At 37.2% G+C, this 14,366-nt stretch carries 17 protein-coding genes and 2 pseudogenes; 7 read left to right on the top strand and 12 right to left on the bottom strand.

Annotated elements, in window-relative coordinates; all coding sequences use genetic code 11:
- Window positions 1-1,044, top strand: coding sequence for a hypothetical protein (locus tag H6G25_RS04145; RefSeq protein WP_190391368.1), 1,044 nt, complete (start codon window positions 1-3; stop codon window positions 1,042-1,044).
- A 109-nt stretch (window positions 1,045-1,153) separates the two neighbouring features.
- Window positions 1,154-1,306, top strand: a pseudogene (locus H6G25_RS04140) (IS1 family transposase); the annotation flags it as partial.
- A gap of 83 nt (window positions 1,307-1,389) precedes the next feature.
- Here the strand turns inward: H6G25_RS04140 and H6G25_RS04135 are convergent.
- The 6 genes from H6G25_RS04135 to H6G25_RS21020 all read right to left on the bottom strand — a co-directional run bounded on the left by H6G25_RS04135 (window position 1,390) and on the right by H6G25_RS21020 (window position 3,572).
- The gene (locus H6G25_RS04135) at window positions 1,390-1,584 is read right to left on the bottom strand and encodes a type II toxin-antitoxin system HicA family toxin (RefSeq protein ID WP_190391367.1); all 195 of its coding nucleotides are present in this window, start codon (window positions 1,582-1,584) and stop codon (window positions 1,390-1,392) included.
- Window positions 1,581-1,784, bottom strand: a complete 204-nt coding sequence (locus tag H6G25_RS04130) for a type II toxin-antitoxin system HicB family antitoxin (protein ID WP_246862935.1) — start codon at window positions 1,782-1,784, stop codon at window positions 1,581-1,583. The genes H6G25_RS04135 and H6G25_RS04130 overlap by 4 nt, the downstream gene beginning before the upstream one ends.
- A gap of 251 nt (window positions 1,785-2,035) precedes the next feature.
- Window positions 2,036-2,584 carry a restriction endonuclease gene (locus tag H6G25_RS04125; protein ID WP_190391366.1) on the bottom strand — a complete coding sequence of 183 codons (549 nt, stop codon included), beginning with the start codon at window positions 2,582-2,584 and terminating at the stop codon, window positions 2,036-2,038.
- A 284-nt stretch (window positions 2,585-2,868) separates the two neighbouring features.
- Window positions 2,869-3,096 carry a hypothetical protein gene (locus H6G25_RS04120; protein WP_137907244.1) on the bottom strand — a complete coding sequence of 76 codons (228 nt, stop codon included), beginning with the start codon at window positions 3,094-3,096 and terminating at the stop codon, window positions 2,869-2,871.
- A 2-nt stretch (window positions 3,097-3,098) separates the two neighbouring features.
- Window positions 3,099-3,329, bottom strand: a complete 231-nt coding sequence (locus H6G25_RS21025; RefSeq protein WP_242034877.1) for a hypothetical protein — start codon at window positions 3,327-3,329, stop codon at window positions 3,099-3,101.
- 3 nt (window positions 3,330-3,332) lie between these two features.
- Complete coding sequence (locus H6G25_RS21020; protein WP_242034876.1) at window positions 3,333-3,572, bottom strand: hypothetical protein; 240 nt, start codon at window positions 3,570-3,572, stop codon at window positions 3,333-3,335.
- Window positions 3,573-3,991: 419 nt separating this feature from the next.
- Here H6G25_RS21020 and H6G25_RS04110 point away from each other — a divergent pair, with 419 nt between their 5' ends.
- Entirely contained in the window at window positions 3,992-4,288 is a 297-nt protein-coding gene (locus tag H6G25_RS04110; RefSeq protein ID WP_027402408.1) for a hypothetical protein, read from the top strand.
- A gap of 7 nt (window positions 4,289-4,295) precedes the next feature.
- Window positions 4,296-4,700: a type II toxin-antitoxin system VapC family toxin gene (locus tag H6G25_RS04105; protein ID WP_190391365.1), complete on the top strand. Its 405-nt coding sequence runs from the start codon at window positions 4,296-4,298 to the stop codon at window positions 4,698-4,700.
- Between the two features lie 56 nt (window positions 4,701-4,756).
- Here the strand turns inward: H6G25_RS04105 and H6G25_RS04100 are convergent.
- The 6 genes and pseudogenes from H6G25_RS04100 to smc all read right to left on the bottom strand — a co-directional run.
- Window positions 4,757-4,879 (bottom strand): annotated as a pseudogene (locus H6G25_RS04100) (type II toxin-antitoxin system HicA family toxin); the annotation flags it as partial.
- A complete protein-coding gene (locus tag H6G25_RS04095; RefSeq protein WP_137907243.1) occupies window positions 4,872-5,081 on the bottom strand; it encodes a type II toxin-antitoxin system HicB family antitoxin in 210 nt (69 codons plus the stop codon). The gene H6G25_RS04095 and the pseudogene H6G25_RS04100, both read right to left, overlap by 8 nt.
- A 319-nt stretch (window positions 5,082-5,400) precedes the next feature.
- The gene (locus H6G25_RS04090) at window positions 5,401-6,237 is read right to left on the bottom strand and encodes a hypothetical protein (protein WP_190391363.1); all 837 of its coding nucleotides are present in this window, start codon (window positions 6,235-6,237) and stop codon (window positions 5,401-5,403) included.
- A 200-nt stretch (window positions 6,238-6,437) separates the two neighbouring features.
- Window positions 6,438-6,854, bottom strand: coding sequence for a PIN domain-containing protein (locus tag H6G25_RS04085; protein ID WP_190391362.1), 417 nt, complete (start codon window positions 6,852-6,854; stop codon window positions 6,438-6,440).
- Window positions 6,841-7,134: a CopG family transcriptional regulator gene (locus H6G25_RS04080; protein WP_242034875.1), complete on the bottom strand. Its 294-nt coding sequence runs from the start codon at window positions 7,132-7,134 to the stop codon at window positions 6,841-6,843. Before H6G25_RS04080 ends, H6G25_RS04085 begins: the two co-directional genes overlap by 14 nt.
- 221 nt (window positions 7,135-7,355) lie before the next feature.
- A complete protein-coding gene (smc, locus tag H6G25_RS04075) occupies window positions 7,356-11,138 on the bottom strand; it encodes a chromosome segregation protein SMC (protein WP_190391361.1) in 3,783 nt (1,260 codons plus the stop codon).
- A gap of 105 nt (window positions 11,139-11,243) precedes the next feature.
- On the opposite strand from smc, the gene H6G25_RS04070 reads away from it, so the two are divergent.
- From H6G25_RS04070 to H6G25_RS04060, 3 genes are all read left to right on the top strand, one after another.
- Window positions 11,244-12,689, top strand: coding sequence for a glycoside hydrolase family 13 protein (locus H6G25_RS04070; RefSeq protein ID WP_190391360.1), 1,446 nt, complete (start codon window positions 11,244-11,246; stop codon window positions 12,687-12,689).
- A gap of 248 nt (window positions 12,690-12,937) precedes the next feature.
- Complete coding sequence (locus H6G25_RS04065; RefSeq protein ID WP_190391359.1) at window positions 12,938-13,315, top strand: tetratricopeptide repeat protein; 378 nt, start codon at window positions 12,938-12,940, stop codon at window positions 13,313-13,315.
- A gap of 494 nt (window positions 13,316-13,809) precedes the next feature.
- Window positions 13,810-14,355, top strand: coding sequence for an acyltransferase (locus H6G25_RS04060; RefSeq protein ID WP_190391358.1), 546 nt, complete (start codon window positions 13,810-13,812; stop codon window positions 14,353-14,355).
- The last annotated feature ends 11 nt before the right edge of the window (window positions 14,356-14,366 follow it).

Below are 14,366 nucleotides of genomic sequence, written 5' to 3'. Positions count from 1 at the left end.
ATGATCGTCAATTTTTTAGGGTGGCTTTATGGTAGTGATAATTTATTTCAAGGAGCGGCAGGATTAACCTATCCTTTAGTGGTTCGGACTTCCAAAAATCCTGATCCATTTGCTGTTTTAGGAGATTGGGCAGTTGAAACTCGTTCTTTTCCTGAAAGTAGTTGGCTCTTGGAAGAAATGCAAAAAACAAATAGCCATTTGTGGAATGGTAAAACCTATGCTTTACGGTATTTGGAAAATAGTGATCAAGGGGATCGCCTCCATTGCAGCACAGGTTCATATTTTGATACAGTCAATACCTGTACAATTTTAGAGGTGGAATTACGACGGGCAATGGCAACATTACCAGATAATGCCTCTCATGAGGTACGCTACGAAGCGATGCCTTTACGTCAAAAGTTGCACGGAACTAGAAAAGGATCTGAGGCTTTAGAAGATGCTTGGTTAGGAAAAGGCAGAAGTGCAGCGATCGCAATTTCTTGTTTCTTTGCAGTTTATGATGGACAGGATTATCAATATTTTATCCGACAAAGATCAGCAAATTTAGCTGATGGAGCAGGGCTATATCACATTGTACCATCTATGGTTTTTCAGCCTACCACAAATGCTCCTCTTGATCCCAAATCCTATAATATTCAAAATACAATTTTAAGAGAGGTTGCAGAAGAGTTATTCGATCATGAAGATGCTGATTGCAATCCAATTACCTATCCAGAAATTGCTGATTTACAATCTCTTTTAGTTAATGGTGGGGCTAGTCTGCAGATTTCAGGGATTGCGATGGATCTACTTTGTTTACGACCTGAAATCCTAGCGTTACTTGTCGTGGATGATCCTCAATGGTTGGCTCGTCATGGTTCATCGTTGCGTTTTTCTCGTCATGAATATACTACTGATAAAACTGATAGAGAAAGTTGGCGTTCACTAAATGATATCAGTGTATTCTTACCTGGTGGGGAGTTTGATCCATGCAACTGTGTTGCAACAGGAGCAGCTAGTGTTATTTTGGGTTTACCGTTGATTCGGCGATCGCCAGTCCTGTAAACCCATTCCATAATTTCCAACTTCGGTTTTCAACGTTCTTGCCTGAATTTAGGATGTGATAGGCTTAGGGGGCATTGCTGAGTTAATGTATGAATGGAGGTAAGAAATCATGCAATGTCCTGAATGTAAATCAACCCATATTCGTAAAAATAGCATCAAAAAAGGTAAGCAAAATCATATTTGTGTGGATTGCTGCCGTCAATTTATTGAACAATATGAAAGTAGTAAAGGCTACAGTGATGAAATGAAACGGGATTGTCTGAATTTTCCGACCCAATGCCTTATTATACATATATCGCCTATCAATTTCTTGATTTGGCGATCGCTATTCCTGTGAAGGAAGTGTTAGGTTATATTTGGATCTGGCACTTGTAAATCACGACATATCTTTCTAGCAAGTAAGTTATTCATCTCACGATGGCGTGGAATAGAAGTTGATCTCTGTGCAGCCCGATTGACATAAATAGTATAGCTACCACCTTCTCTTAAAAACTCACAACCATTGGCTTCAAGATGACGAATTAAGTCTAGACGCTTCATGCAACTGATAAAAAAATAGGTTCACGAATAACGTCCTGATCTTGAAGTAGTTCCTCTGTTAAAAAGCGGTTAGCTTCAAGTACCAACTCAATAGCTTCCTCCAGATTAACTCTTGCTTCATCAAGAGTATCAGCTTGAGTATTTGCTCCAGGCAGTTCTTCGACAAAACCTATGTAGCCTTCAGAGACCTTCTTGAACACTTTAGTTAATTTAAAATTCATAGTTCCACTTTATATATGTTTTCAATAAGTATATCACCAAAATTGGGGCAAAAATTGCAGCAAAACGGCTATTTACAGATCGCACTTTATCAATCTAACCTATGAGCGATTACTATCGCGCAACGCTTACGCACTGGCATGATTTTGACTTTCTCTTGAGAAGTTACTCTGAAAAAGTCGCTTTTGTACAATTAAAAATAAGGTGCGTTACATTTCATTAACGCTACAGGCTACAAATTTAACTGGATTTGAGTGGCTTTTGTTTCTATAATTTTTTCCGCACTTTTTAATACTTCTAATCCTAATCTAATATTTAATCTTTCCTGATTCTCAATTATATCTTTAACCGTAACAATTTGGATTTTATCGTAAGTTTGAGTAAAGTATTTATGTTGATAAAATCCGGCTTTTTTAGCTGTAGCAATCATATCTTTAGTTGGATTTTCTAAGGTAATAAATATGGCAATACTGGCATTTTCTAAGGTCATTGTTCCTAATAGATCTCTAATATCTTTTGATTGAACTTTACCTGATTTGACTTGAAAAATAATTTTTTCCTGTTTACCTTGATCTCCATTAAAATATGCTATTCCATCAATTCCTTCATCTTTTCCTTTTTTGCTATTAATTACTGCCCGATTATTACTATAGGTTAAAACTGCCCATTTTTCAAATTCTTTACGAGTTCTATCGTCTTGTTTTTGTGCTAGGGCGATCGCACTTTCTAAATCTTTAGGAATACCATGTAAGGTAATGCAATGGCTATTTCCTGAAGCCATTCACTCTGGTTAAAAGTTTCAGTTTTACTGAGGCTATCAGGTAGGTTCAGGGTAATTTGCATCAAGTTGTCCTCACGCAGTCACTTCTAATTTTAACTTTATCAATCTAACCTACAAGCGATTCCTGGGGAGCGCAACGCTTACGCACTGATATGATTTTGACTTTCTCTTGAGAAGTTACTCCGAGAAAATCGCTTTTGTGCCAGTAATAAATAAGGTGCGTTACATTTCATTAACGCACCCTAGAGGATCGGCGATTCCTGCGGAGCGCTTCGATATAATGGCTAAGTTGAGTGGCGGATAACATCGGGCGCATCACCACCAAGATGTCGCCCCCGTCCGCTCCAACGTGTTCTTATATCTTGCTTTCGTGATAAGCTCACAACTTCTCTACCGCTTTCAGCTTGTTGCTTTTGCAAATCAGCAAAGATAGCTTTCAAGTCATGATTGAATGATCGAGAATACTGTTCACGAATTTTGTGGATCTCTTCCACAATCTGATCATGAAACATAATCAACCTCCTAGAAGTTCATAGGGTGTACAAAGAATCGGCAATTCGTATCCAAAATCAATGCTGATCTCCGCCAATTTTCGCTGAATTTGAGCATTGGCAATGTGCTTGCAATTCCATGTCAGCAGATAATCCATTCCGTGAACAGTTGCAACTGCGATATGAACAGCATCAATATCAGCTTTTGCTGGAAGGTTGCTGCGGCCTAAAAATTGCTCTGCTAAATCCAGCACGGATTAGTTTAAGTTGAGTAATGATAGATTGCTAAAAATTTCTAGTCGTTGAGATGCAATTTTGGCATCTCCTTGGGTAGTTTCTTTCAAGACTGCTTGGGATGAGTACAGTTGAAAGTCACTGCGCCGTGTATTCCACCACTCCCTCGTTATCTCAATATTAGCCGCCACAATAATGTCTCTGCTTGGTCGAGCAGTAAGGTAGCCTAAGATACTGGTTTCAATATAGACAGTTTCACTCATACACGGTAGATTGTAAGCTACTTCATTTTAGCTTATATTTTAGGTGCGTTAGGGTTGCTCTGTTTTCTCCATCAAGATGAAGCTCAACACAAAACAGCAGTTGAATTAATTTCTAATTATAACGGTCGTTTTATCACACATAACTATGTTCTCAATGATTAACAGGTGAAGGTAGAAGTGGTGTTAGATGAAAAAAATGATCATTATTTATTAGTAAAAACTGGTTGAGAAAATCGCACTTTATCCATCCAACCTACGAGCGATTCCTAGGTCGCGCTTCGCTTACGCTTGACATTCAAAACAGGCGCTACAAACTTTTAGGGACTCATTGGTGATTCAAAAGTGTTAGTATAAATCATTGCTAAAAGTTCACAAACTTGATATAATGGACATAAAGACTATTTAGTGAGGTAATACTTATGTTATCAACTGATATGAAACAAGAATCAATAATTAAGAGAATTGAGAATGTTGTTGCTATTTTAATGGAAGAACGTCCTTTATTTAAAGAGGATCTAAATTATACGAAAATGGTTCAAGATTTAGTAAAAGTATTTAAAGAAAACTTTTCTTTGGAAGAATTTAGTCAGATATCAGAAGAAAGTCTTAAAAAGCGTTGTAGTGGTATCATGGCTCTACACCTTTTGGCTAAAATAGGAGAGGATTTTACTCCTGAACAAATGGCAATTTTTGATGATGCAGTTAAAAGAAAATAGAAAATTTATGAATTATTTATTAGATACTAATATTGTTTCTTTAGCACTCAAACAAAATTCCCAAATTCTTCACAAGATTACAATTAGTGAGTCTAAGGAAGAAAAGATTTTTATTAGTTGTATCACCTATTTTGAAATTAGGCGAGGTTTTTTAGCGGTTGATGCACCAAAACAAAGAGCAAGATTTGAGGAATTTTGTCAAGAATATCCGATTATTTTCTTAAATGATTTGGCAATTTTAGAAAAAGCTGCCCAAATTCATGCTAATTTGAGATTAAGGGGTGTACCAATTCAAACTGAAGATGTTTTAATCGCTGCTACTGCTATTCTTAAAGATTTAATTGTGGTTTCTAATGATAGTGATTTGGCCAGAGTTGAGGGTTTAAGTTTAGAGAATTGGGTAGAATTATGATGATTAAATTATTTTTTGGCTGATGTATTTAAAACTGTAGGTTTGGTTAAGCTGTTTTCACCATCTTCAGTTTCTTTCTTCATCACAACATGACTGCCTGTTTGACGAACTTGCTCGAAGCCTAAGCGTTCAAGCGCTCGAATTGCCTCTTTACTTGAGATTCGTGGCAGCTTAGGCATAACTAACCTCAATGCTGGTAACAAATCTCGGAGATGTTTCTGGTAAGGAAAATTCCTCTAGGTAAAGCCGTGTGGCTTCTTTCAAACCAGCGATTGCCTGCTCGATCGTTTCCCCTTGATCTACTGTGCCAACTTCTGGACATTCAGCAATGTAAACATCATCTTCTTTGTACAAAATAACTGTAAAGATGCGATTTTTCATCGTCTCTTATCCTTAACAGCTTGCTCTGAAAATTATAACATCACTGTTCCCTATCGCACTTTATCAATTTAACCTATGAGCGATTCCTAAGTCGCGCAACGCTTACGCACTGATATGATTTTGACTTTCTCTTGAGAAGTTACTCCGAAAAAATCGCTTTTGTGCCAGTAATAAATAAGGTGCGTTACATTTCATTAACGCACCCTACGAGATCGGCGATCGCACTATCAACTATGATGACGGTAATACGCGATCGCCTGACAAGATCAATAATTTCTCTAAATAATTATTCCTACTTTTCGAGTCTAAAATTTCATTTCTAGATTGTTTGAGAACTTGTCAAAACGGAAAAATGCTTTTCAGCATATTGAATAAATCTAAGCAAAAGGATCAGCGAAGTAAAAGCTTCTTCTTCTCCAATATTTAAACTTGCCCCATGAGCAGCATCATCTCGCCAATACTTTAATAATTCACTATACTTACGAAAATCAGCTTTAATATAATCATTAACCTGACCAATAAGAATATTCTCAATTGTAGTTCTGCCTCGATTTGAGTTGTATTTTTTAAGAATATCTTGCTCATTTCCACTTTTCTCAATCGCAAGAGCTAGTAAGACTGATTCGTATGTTGCTCCACACATCACGCAACAAGCAAAATAGTTTTGTGAACGATAGCAACTCAGTGCTTCTTGGCTACGCGATTGATAACCTTGACCAAATAAATTATCTCTATCACTCAAAAGTTTAGAAAATCTTCCATGTTCTGATGGCATACATTCATTTAGTTCACACTTTGAGATCCATTTTTTTCCAAAGCTTGTAAGTAAAAATTTTGCACAAAAGTTCTTGGGATATCGAAGCTCTTCTTGATTGGTCAGAGGTGCAGGTCGAAGAATACCTCTTGAACAAAAATACCAAGCCGCATCATAGAAAGCTTCTACGCCAGTTTCAGTATCATAATATGTGGGACAATAAACACCAGATTTAGTGTCCCACCCGTTAGGTTTGTGTTTTTCAAGATAATCTTCTATTACTTTATCTATGTTAATGACTTGATGATTAGTGCTATTACGAGTTACCCAGCTTACAATTTGTTTACAAGCATCTTCTTCAGTGAAATTTTGTGTGATATCAGTAAGTTTAAGTTCGTTCATAAATATCAATTTTATTGGGATGTAGGATTTCACAAGATATTTTTTCACTTTAACTGTGTTTTTGGCTAACTGTCAAGTTACTGCGATTACTTTCTCCTATGAAGTGCGATCGCTTCAATTATCTATCTGTTAAATATTTACTGAGGGTGATAGCGAAGCGCTCCATAGGAATCGCTATTACTGTGAGTCATGATTTTTAGTTATATAGACATCAAATTCTCAAAAGGATGACGATTTTTCCATCGGTAAGTATTAAAGTCCCGAAAATCAACAGATAGAATCCGCCCATGCCCCAAATGTTCGGCAAGAATAATCAATGAAGCGTCTGCTAAATCCATTGGCAGAGAACTATATTGATTCATCAATTCACTGATTCTTTTCCCATCTTGAACTTTGAGATCAAAAACCTCAAAAGCACCAATTTCTAAGCTATGAATAAACGTCTGTTGAGCATTTGTGCCTGTACGTTTCAAGAGAATATGACAAGCTTCCGTAATCACACACCATGTTGTCACCAGAGGCTCATCAATCGTATCTAGAACTTCTTGAGCGAGAACATGATAATCATCACGGCGATTGATTAGTGCTATCCAAAAGCCAGAATCAACGATGACCATATTTTTCGTTAAGACTTTCAGTAAGATATTGCTTGTAATTAACCGACAAATCAGAGTCCCCTTCAGCACAACCAATCAGCCCTGATTCTCTAAGAAGTTGCAAAGGTTTTACAGGGGATTCTTGATGTAATTTTTCATAATAAAGATCGATCGCCACTTTCATAATGTCAGACGCACCTTGATTTGTCCGCTGGCGAATGTAATTAAACTTACTAGCGCGATCGCTATCGAGCCTTGCATTAATTCTCATATTTTTGATTGTCATAACTCTGTATGACAATACTATAGCTCAAAAAATTTAAAGTTAAGTAGTTCTCAAATAGTTTCCTCATAGGGCGATCGCTCCTCTCGCCGCAGCGATCGCCTCCAACTCAAAACCAAATACCACAATATTGTCAAGTTTAATGCTTTGTTATACAGCGATTCCTGCGGAGCGCTTCGCTATCGCTTCACAATTATATATCTTACGCAATTCTGCGGAATGCTTCAATGGTCAGACGATTATAACTTAATACCCAAAACTTGAGTATAAGCGCCTCTAGCTTGAGTCACCCCAATTGTCCGCTGTGCTGATTCTATCATCGGCCGACGCAAACTCACGACTATAAACTGTGCTTGTTGAGCCTGTTGTTTAATCATTCTCGCTAACCTTTCCACATTTGACCCATCTAAAAACATATCCACCTCATCAAAGGCGTAAAATGGGGAGGGACGATAACGCTGGAGGGAGAATATAAAACTCAACGCGGTTAAGGACTTTTCCCCCCCAGACATGGAAGCAAGACGTTGGACGGGTTTACCTTTGGGGTGTGCGACTAGGTTTAAGCTACTGTTAAAGGGATCTTCAGGATTATCTAGTTGCAAATAACCGTCCCCATCTGATAAAATGGCGAAAATTGATTGAAAATTTTCGTTTACCGCGTCGAAGGCTTCTTTAAATGCTTTTTGACGTAACGTGGTAAAGTTTTCAATTCTTAATAATAATTCTGTCCGTTCCCCTTCTAGGGTCTCTAATTTTTCGGTAAGTTCTTGGAGACGACCTTTGACTTTATCGTACTCTTCCAAAGCCAACATATTTACAGGTTCCATGGCCTGTAAGCGTTTGCTTAAACTCCGTAATTCTTTTTGTAGGTCTTCTAAGTTAACTTTACCAGGAATTTCTGGCAGGGGACTGGGTAATTCTGCACCTAAGTCTCTTAACTGGTTTTGTAGCGCTGTTAGGTCTTCTCGGCGTTTTTCCTGGGTTTGTGCCAGTTTCTCTATTTCCCATTGTAATTGCTGTTGACGCAATAAGAGCGATCGCAATTCTGTTTCTGTCAGATCCCGATTTTTCTTCTCTTCTCCTAAATTTTCTGCTAATTTCTGCAAATTACTCTCATTGACAGCAATTAAATGATTTAATTCTTCAATTTGGTTATTGACTGTTGCTGCTTGCTGTTGGCTGGTTGTTTCTTCTTGTTGATATTGAATTACTCGCGCTTGGGATTCTTCTATTTTTTCTTGTAAACGCTGTTGTTGATTTTCTAGATTTTTTAACTGTTGTTGTCCATCCCTTAGTGCTGTTTCCCGTTGTTGCAATTCTTGTTCTTGCATTTTCATGGTACTTTGGATTTGTTGCCATTCTTTGGGAGTTTGGGAAGATTCTAAATCAGTTAATATCAGTCTCAATTGTTGTAATTGAGTTTCTTGTGCTGGTAGTTCCCGATTTAAAATTTCTAAACGGGATTGTGCAGATGTGAATTTTTCCGTATTTTGGGAAAGTTGACTGCGAGTATTTTCTAGTTGGCTTGTTAAATTCTTAATCTCTTTATTTAATTGTTCTAAATATAATTGTTGTTCTCTCTTTGCTTGACGTGCTTCTGTTAATTCTTGACTCAGGGCTTTCATGGAAGTTGCTAAAGTATTAATAGCTTCTCCACAACGCTCTAAAATCCGATCAATATCCATTAAGCGAGTTTTTAAATTTCCTACCTCTTCCCCTTCCCCAGTTTCACCTTTTTCAAACCGCAAGGAGGAACGCTGGCTACTACTACCTCCCGTCATTGCTCCACTTGTTTCTAGTAATTCCCCTTGTAAAGTGACAATGCGATAGAGTCCGATATTTTTTCGCGCTTGAGCCAGACTAGCAAAAATCACAGTATTACCAAAAACATAAGTAAAAACATCTAGATAACGGCGATCGCATTCTACCAAATTTACGGCATAATTAACGAAACCATCAGCTAAACGCAGAGTTGCGTCCTGAGTAAATTTAGGGACTTTAATTTTATTCAAAGGTAAAAAAGTTGCCCTTCCTGCCTTTTTTTGTTTTAAGAGTTCAATTCCCGCAGAAGCCACACTATCATCTTCCACAACAATATGTCCCAAACGACCACCAGCAGCGGTTTCCAATGCTAATTGATACTTAGGTTCGACCTTCCCCAACTGCACCACTAAACCACACAAACCGGGCATTTCTGACTGTAAAATTACCTTACTAGCTTGTGTTCCTTGTATTTCTTGTTGGGCTTGAGTCTGTGCTTCTAATTTATCTAACTGACGTTGTTTCTCCCGTTGTTCTTGTAAAAGCCGCTTTTGAGTATCTTGTTGAATTTGTAACTCTTGTTCTGTGGCGGTGAGATTTTCCGCTAAATTCTGAATAGGTAAACTAGCAGCATTAAATTCTGTCTCGACTTGTGCAAATTCAACTTGTTTTTGAGTTAATTCCGGTTGTAAAGTGGCTATTAATTGAGATTGTTCAGAAATCAGCAGTTGTAATTGAGTATTGCGTTCTTGTAATTGAGCTTGTTCCGTGCGTTGAGGTTCAAGAATATGTAGTAAAGATTCTATATTCCGATTTAGTTCGGTTTGTTGTTGTACCCAAGCTTCCGAAGCACTAGCTACTTCCGCCGCAGCTTGACGAGAATTTTCTAAATTTATTACTGCATGATTTCTTTCTATTTGTAGAGACGCAGTATTTAACGTTTCCACATTATGTTTTTCTATTGCTTCCTCTAAAGAGAGTTGATATTGTTGAATTTCCTGATAAGTTTGATTTAAACGCCTTCCAGATTCTTGAATAAGAGCTTCTAACTCCTTGTGCTGACGTTGGAGTTGTTTGCGTTCCGCTTCTTGAGTAGCAAGATGAGATTGAACTGCTAAAAGTTCCTCCTCACCCAAAGCCTTAACCCGGAGATTGCGTTGTTCTAGTTCAGTATTCTTCTCTTCAATTTGGGTATTGATTGTTGTTAACTGATTAGTAAAATCCCTGAAATTGCGATCGCTTTCTTCAACCTGTGAAACCAGCTTTTCCTGTTGTAATTGCAGAGAACGCCAAGATAGAACTGCTTCCCAAGATTGCTTTTCCAGAAATTCCGTCCGTAGCTGTTGATACTTCTGAGCCTTAGCCTGATCTTGATAAAGTCGCTCACATTGTACAGTTAATTCAGTTTGAATAATACGACAACTATCTTCCCGATCCTTCACCTCATCCAAAGTTGACTTAGCTTGAACAATCTTACGATCATAAGTTGCCACTCCGGCCAACTCATCAATAATTTCTCGACGTTCCCGGCCATTCATTGAGATAATACTAGTAACATCACCCTGTAAAACCACATTATAACCTTCAGGATAAATCCGCAGTCTCTCCAAATCCTCATGTAATTCAGTCAGAGTACAAGGTACACCATTAATATAATAATTAGACGTATAACCACCCTGTTGAGACACCCGCAAGCGACGGGTAACACTCCAGTCAGAGGATTTTGGATTTTGGATTTTGGATTTTGGATTTTCTTCCGCTACTTCCTCCCCGTCCTCCCTTGATTTTGGATTTTGGATTTTGGATTTTGGATTTTCTTCCGCTACTTCCTCCCCGTCCTCCCTTGATTTTGGATTTTGGATTTTGGATTTTGGATTTTCTTCTGCTACTTCCTCCCCGTCCTCCCTTGATTTTGGATTTTGGATTTTGGATTTTGGATTTTCTTCCTCCTCTTCCTCCTCCCTCTGTGTCTGTGCGTCTCTGCGGGAGATATCGGAAATATCAAAAGTTACAGTTACACTAGCTTCCAGCGCTGAACGTCCCTGATGTTTTTGAGCGTTATTAACTAAATCGGGTAAACGTTCCGCCCGCATACCCTTAGAACTAGACAGGCCTAAACAAAACAGCAAAGCGTCAAGAATATTTGATTTCCCAGAACCATTAGGACCAGATATGACAGTACAACCTGGTAGTAGAGGTACAGAAGTAGTACCACCGAAGGACTTGAAATTGGTAAGTTCAACGCGCTTGACGTATACCATTATAGAACTAATTACTGTAAACTCGTAAAAACTGGGTATTGTGGATGATCATAGCATACTTTTTGCTATTTTCGCCGTTCATCTTAGATAATCTTGGATAATTTTATGCAAATTCAAACACCAGATTGGGTTAAACACGCGGTTTTTTATCAAATATTTCCCGATAGATTTGCAAGAGGTCAGCGTTCCCGTTGTAGCTTTTTAAATAATAGTAATTTAGAAGCCTGGGATGCTATACCGACAATTCAAGGTTATAAAGGAGGGGACTTATGGGGAGTTTTAGAATCATTAGATTATATCCAAGATTTAGGGGTTAATGCTATTTACTTTACGCCCATTTTTCAATCTGCAAGTAATCATCGTTATCATACCCATGATTATTATCAGGTTGATCCTATGTTGGGAGGAAATCAAGCTTTAAGGGAGTTGTTAGATGCTGCCCATGATCGTAATATTAAAGTTGTCCTTGATGGTGTTTTTAATCATTCTAGTCGCGGGTTTTTCTTTTTCCATGATGTTTTAGAAAATGGATCTAATTCTCCTTGGGTAAATTGGTTTAAAATTGAAAATTGGCCGCTTGCTCCCTATGATGGTAATTTACCGGCTAATTATGTTTCTTGGGCTGGTATTCGCTCTTTACCAACTTTTAATCATGATCATCCAGACGTTAGGGAATATATCATGAAAATTGCTGAATATTGGTTAGAATTTGGTATTGATGGTTGGCGTTTAGATGTACCCTATGAGATTAAAACTCCTGGTTTTTGGCAGGAATTTCGTCAACGAGTTAAAGGTATTAATCCCCATGCTTATATTGTGGGTGAAGTCTGGTCAGATGCCCGTGAATGGCTCGATGGTACACAATTTGATGGGGTCCTGAATTATTTATTTAATCAGGCTGTCCTGGCCTTTGTAGTGGGCGATCGCATCGTTTTAGAAGAAGTTAAATATAACAGTTATTACCCCTATCCTGCCCTAGATGCGGCTGAATATGCTACTAAAATTCAATCCCTTTTAGAACTTTATCCCTGGGAAATTCAATTAACTCAATTAAACCTACTTGGTAGTCATGATACATCTAGATTAATTACCATTGCTAATGGCGATCAAACCAGTGTAGAATTATGTAATTTGCTATTATTTACTTTTCCCGGGGCGCCCAGTATTTACTATGGTGATGAAGTGGGTTTACCTGGAGGAAAAGATCCTGATTGTCGTCGTGTTTTTCCGCCAGAATCTAACTGGAATCAGAGTATTTTAAATACTCACAAACAATTAATTTATCTTCGCAATAATTACCCGGCTTTGCGAATTGGTAACTATCAGATTCTCTACGCAGCAGCAACAGTTTACATATTTGCACGAACCTTAGAAAATCAAGAATTAATTATTGCTGTGAATGTGGGAACTGAATCTATAACAGTGAATATAGATTGTAGTAACTTGCAAAATCGGCCAAATCAAGTTTTATTTGGGAATGGGGAGATGATCCAGAAGGGTGAGAATGTTTGTTTAACTATTCCTCCCCGGAGTGGTTTAATTTTGGGATAAATGTTAATATACCAATTTAGAAATGATATAGGAATAATATTTGATTTATGAAAAGATGCCTAGTGTGCGTCAGATATTACAAATCTGTTTATTGATAGAATTTATGTAGTAGTAAAGCACCCTACAATACCTAATTTTTTTCAAAAATCAAATACGAGTTCTATAGATGATATTTTTTTGCCTGTTCTGGGTAATCTAATACTATTAGGAGTAATGCTGATAAGTTTGACAACAGCAATGTTTGGTATATGGCTAAGTCGGGGGATGATTACTTAAATAAGCGGAGTAAGCAAATTGAACAGAAGAAAAGAATTTTTTCTTATATTTCTGCTCTGTCTTTTTTGTTCGGGGGAGTTAGTTTTATTAAACAGGTTTGGGAAAAACCTCAGCAAGCAGCAGTAAAATCAGCGGAAACCGAGTTAAAGAAACAAATTAAGGGTTATGAATTAGTTTTACAGCGTGAACCTAATAATCAATTAGCACTGGAGAAGTTGTCTATTATTCGGTTAAAGTCGGGGGATAATCAAGGAGCGATCGCTTTGATGGAAAAGTTGGTAAAATTACATCCAGATAAGCAGGATTATCAGATTGTTTTGGCAGATGTGAAGAAGAAAACTGGGAACTAGGAATTGTTTACAAGAGACCCCTGGAGGTCAAGATTGTAGAGACGTTCCATGGAACGTCTCTACAGTTGAATTAAAAAATTCTAAATTAAATTTTTTTAGCATATAGCAGTATACAATCGAATGTTTACCGGACATTGTATCATAAAGCATGGATAAATTATACAAAAAGTTAAGGGATTGATACTGGTACTTTCATATCAATTGTAAAGATTTGTGAAAATTAACATTAGTATATCTAGAAAGTGATAGATTTTCGAGAATTGTGGGTACTCTCTAGATATAGGATAGGGGTAATTGAGGAGGTTAAGGAGTGAAGTAAGCGATCGCCGTTATGGAGAAACTGGTAAAATTAAATAAGTAGGATTTTAAAACTGTGTTGGCAGATGTGAAAAACAAAATGGGGGAAAAGAAAACGCTAAGTAGTAAGTAGCTATTTTTCGGTTACACAATTAAATGTGGCTTAATTATTTATTTAAATTTGACGGGAAATCAATATGCAAAATAGTGTTGATAAGTATGGTATTCCAGGTGTTACTACTTTTGAATTTACCAAGATATTAGGATTAGAAAATATTGAATTTGGCAGAAATATTATCATTGATGATTTTGTTTTTATTTACGCTAAAAAGCCTATTAAAATAGGTAACTATGTACATATTGCATCTTTCACCTCAATTACGGGGGGTGAAGGTTTTATTATGGAAGATTTTTCAGGTTTATCTTCTGGAGTAAGAATTTTTACAGGCACAGAAGATTTTCAAGAATGGGGATTTGGTAATCCTACAATTGATGAAAAGTACAGGAATACAAAAAGATCACCGATAAACATAGGTAAGTTTTGTATAATTGGAGCAAATAGCGTTATCCTACCAGGCGTAACTTTGGGGGAAGGTGCTACAGTTGGAGCAGGATCAGTTGTGACTAAAAATTTAGACCCTTGGGGAATATATATAGGTAATCGCAAAGTCGGGGAAAGAGATAAGTTAGGTGTGCTTGAAAACTACCAGAAATTTTTATCAGAAAATAAAATTTCTATGTAGTAATATAATTT

This window comes from Dolichospermum sp. FACHB-1091, assembly GCF_014697585.1.
Lineage (GTDB): Bacteria > Cyanobacteriota > Cyanobacteriia > Cyanobacteriales > Nostocaceae > Dolichospermum.
The sequence above is the reverse complement of the archived record's forward strand: the minus strand, read 5'-3'. Positions and strand labels throughout refer to the sequence as shown.

Bases quoted from the DNA above. Each gene is read 5' to 3' on its own strand.
- H6G25_RS04065 (WP_190391359.1), top strand. From the start codon at position 12,938: ATGGCTAAGTCGGGGGATGATTACTTAAATAAGCGGAGTAAGCAAATT.
- H6G25_RS04145 (WP_190391368.1), top strand. From the start codon at position 1: ATGATCGTCAATTTTTTAGGGTGGCTTTATGGTAGTGATAATTTATTT.
- H6G25_RS04105 (WP_190391365.1), top strand. From the start codon at position 4,296: ATGAATTATTTATTAGATACTAATATTGTTTCTTTAGCACTCAAACAA.
- H6G25_RS04135 (WP_190391367.1), bottom strand. From the start codon at position 1,584: ATGAAGCGTCTAGACTTAATTCGTCATCTTGAAGCCAATGGTTGTGAG.
- H6G25_RS04060 (WP_190391358.1), top strand. From the start codon at position 13,810: ATGCAAAATAGTGTTGATAAGTATGGTATTCCAGGTGTTACTACTTTT.
- H6G25_RS21020 (WP_242034876.1), bottom strand. From the start codon at position 3,572: ATGAGTGAAACTGTCTATATTGAAACCAGTATCTTAGGCTACCTTACT.
- H6G25_RS04070 (WP_190391360.1), top strand. From the start codon at position 11,244: ATGCAAATTCAAACACCAGATTGGGTTAAACACGCGGTTTTTTATCAA.
- H6G25_RS04090 (WP_190391363.1), bottom strand. From the start codon at position 6,237: ATGAACGAACTTAAACTTACTGATATCACACAAAATTTCACTGAAGAA.
- H6G25_RS04120 (WP_137907244.1), bottom strand. From the start codon at position 3,096: ATGTTTCATGATCAGATTGTGGAAGAGATCCACAAAATTCGTGAACAG.
- H6G25_RS04110 (WP_027402408.1), top strand. From the start codon at position 3,992: ATGTTATCAACTGATATGAAACAAGAATCAATAATTAAGAGAATTGAG.
- H6G25_RS04125 (WP_190391366.1), bottom strand. From the start codon at position 2,584: ATGGCTTCAGGAAATAGCCATTGCATTACCTTACATGGTATTCCTAAA.
- H6G25_RS04085 (WP_190391362.1), bottom strand. From the start codon at position 6,854: ATGGTCATCGTTGATTCTGGCTTTTGGATAGCACTAATCAATCGCCGT.
- smc (WP_190391361.1), bottom strand. From the start codon at position 11,138: ATGGTATACGTCAAGCGCGTTGAACTTACCAATTTCAAGTCCTTCGGT.
- H6G25_RS04095 (WP_137907243.1), bottom strand. From the start codon at position 5,081: ATGAAAAATCGCATCTTTACAGTTATTTTGTACAAAGAAGATGATGTT.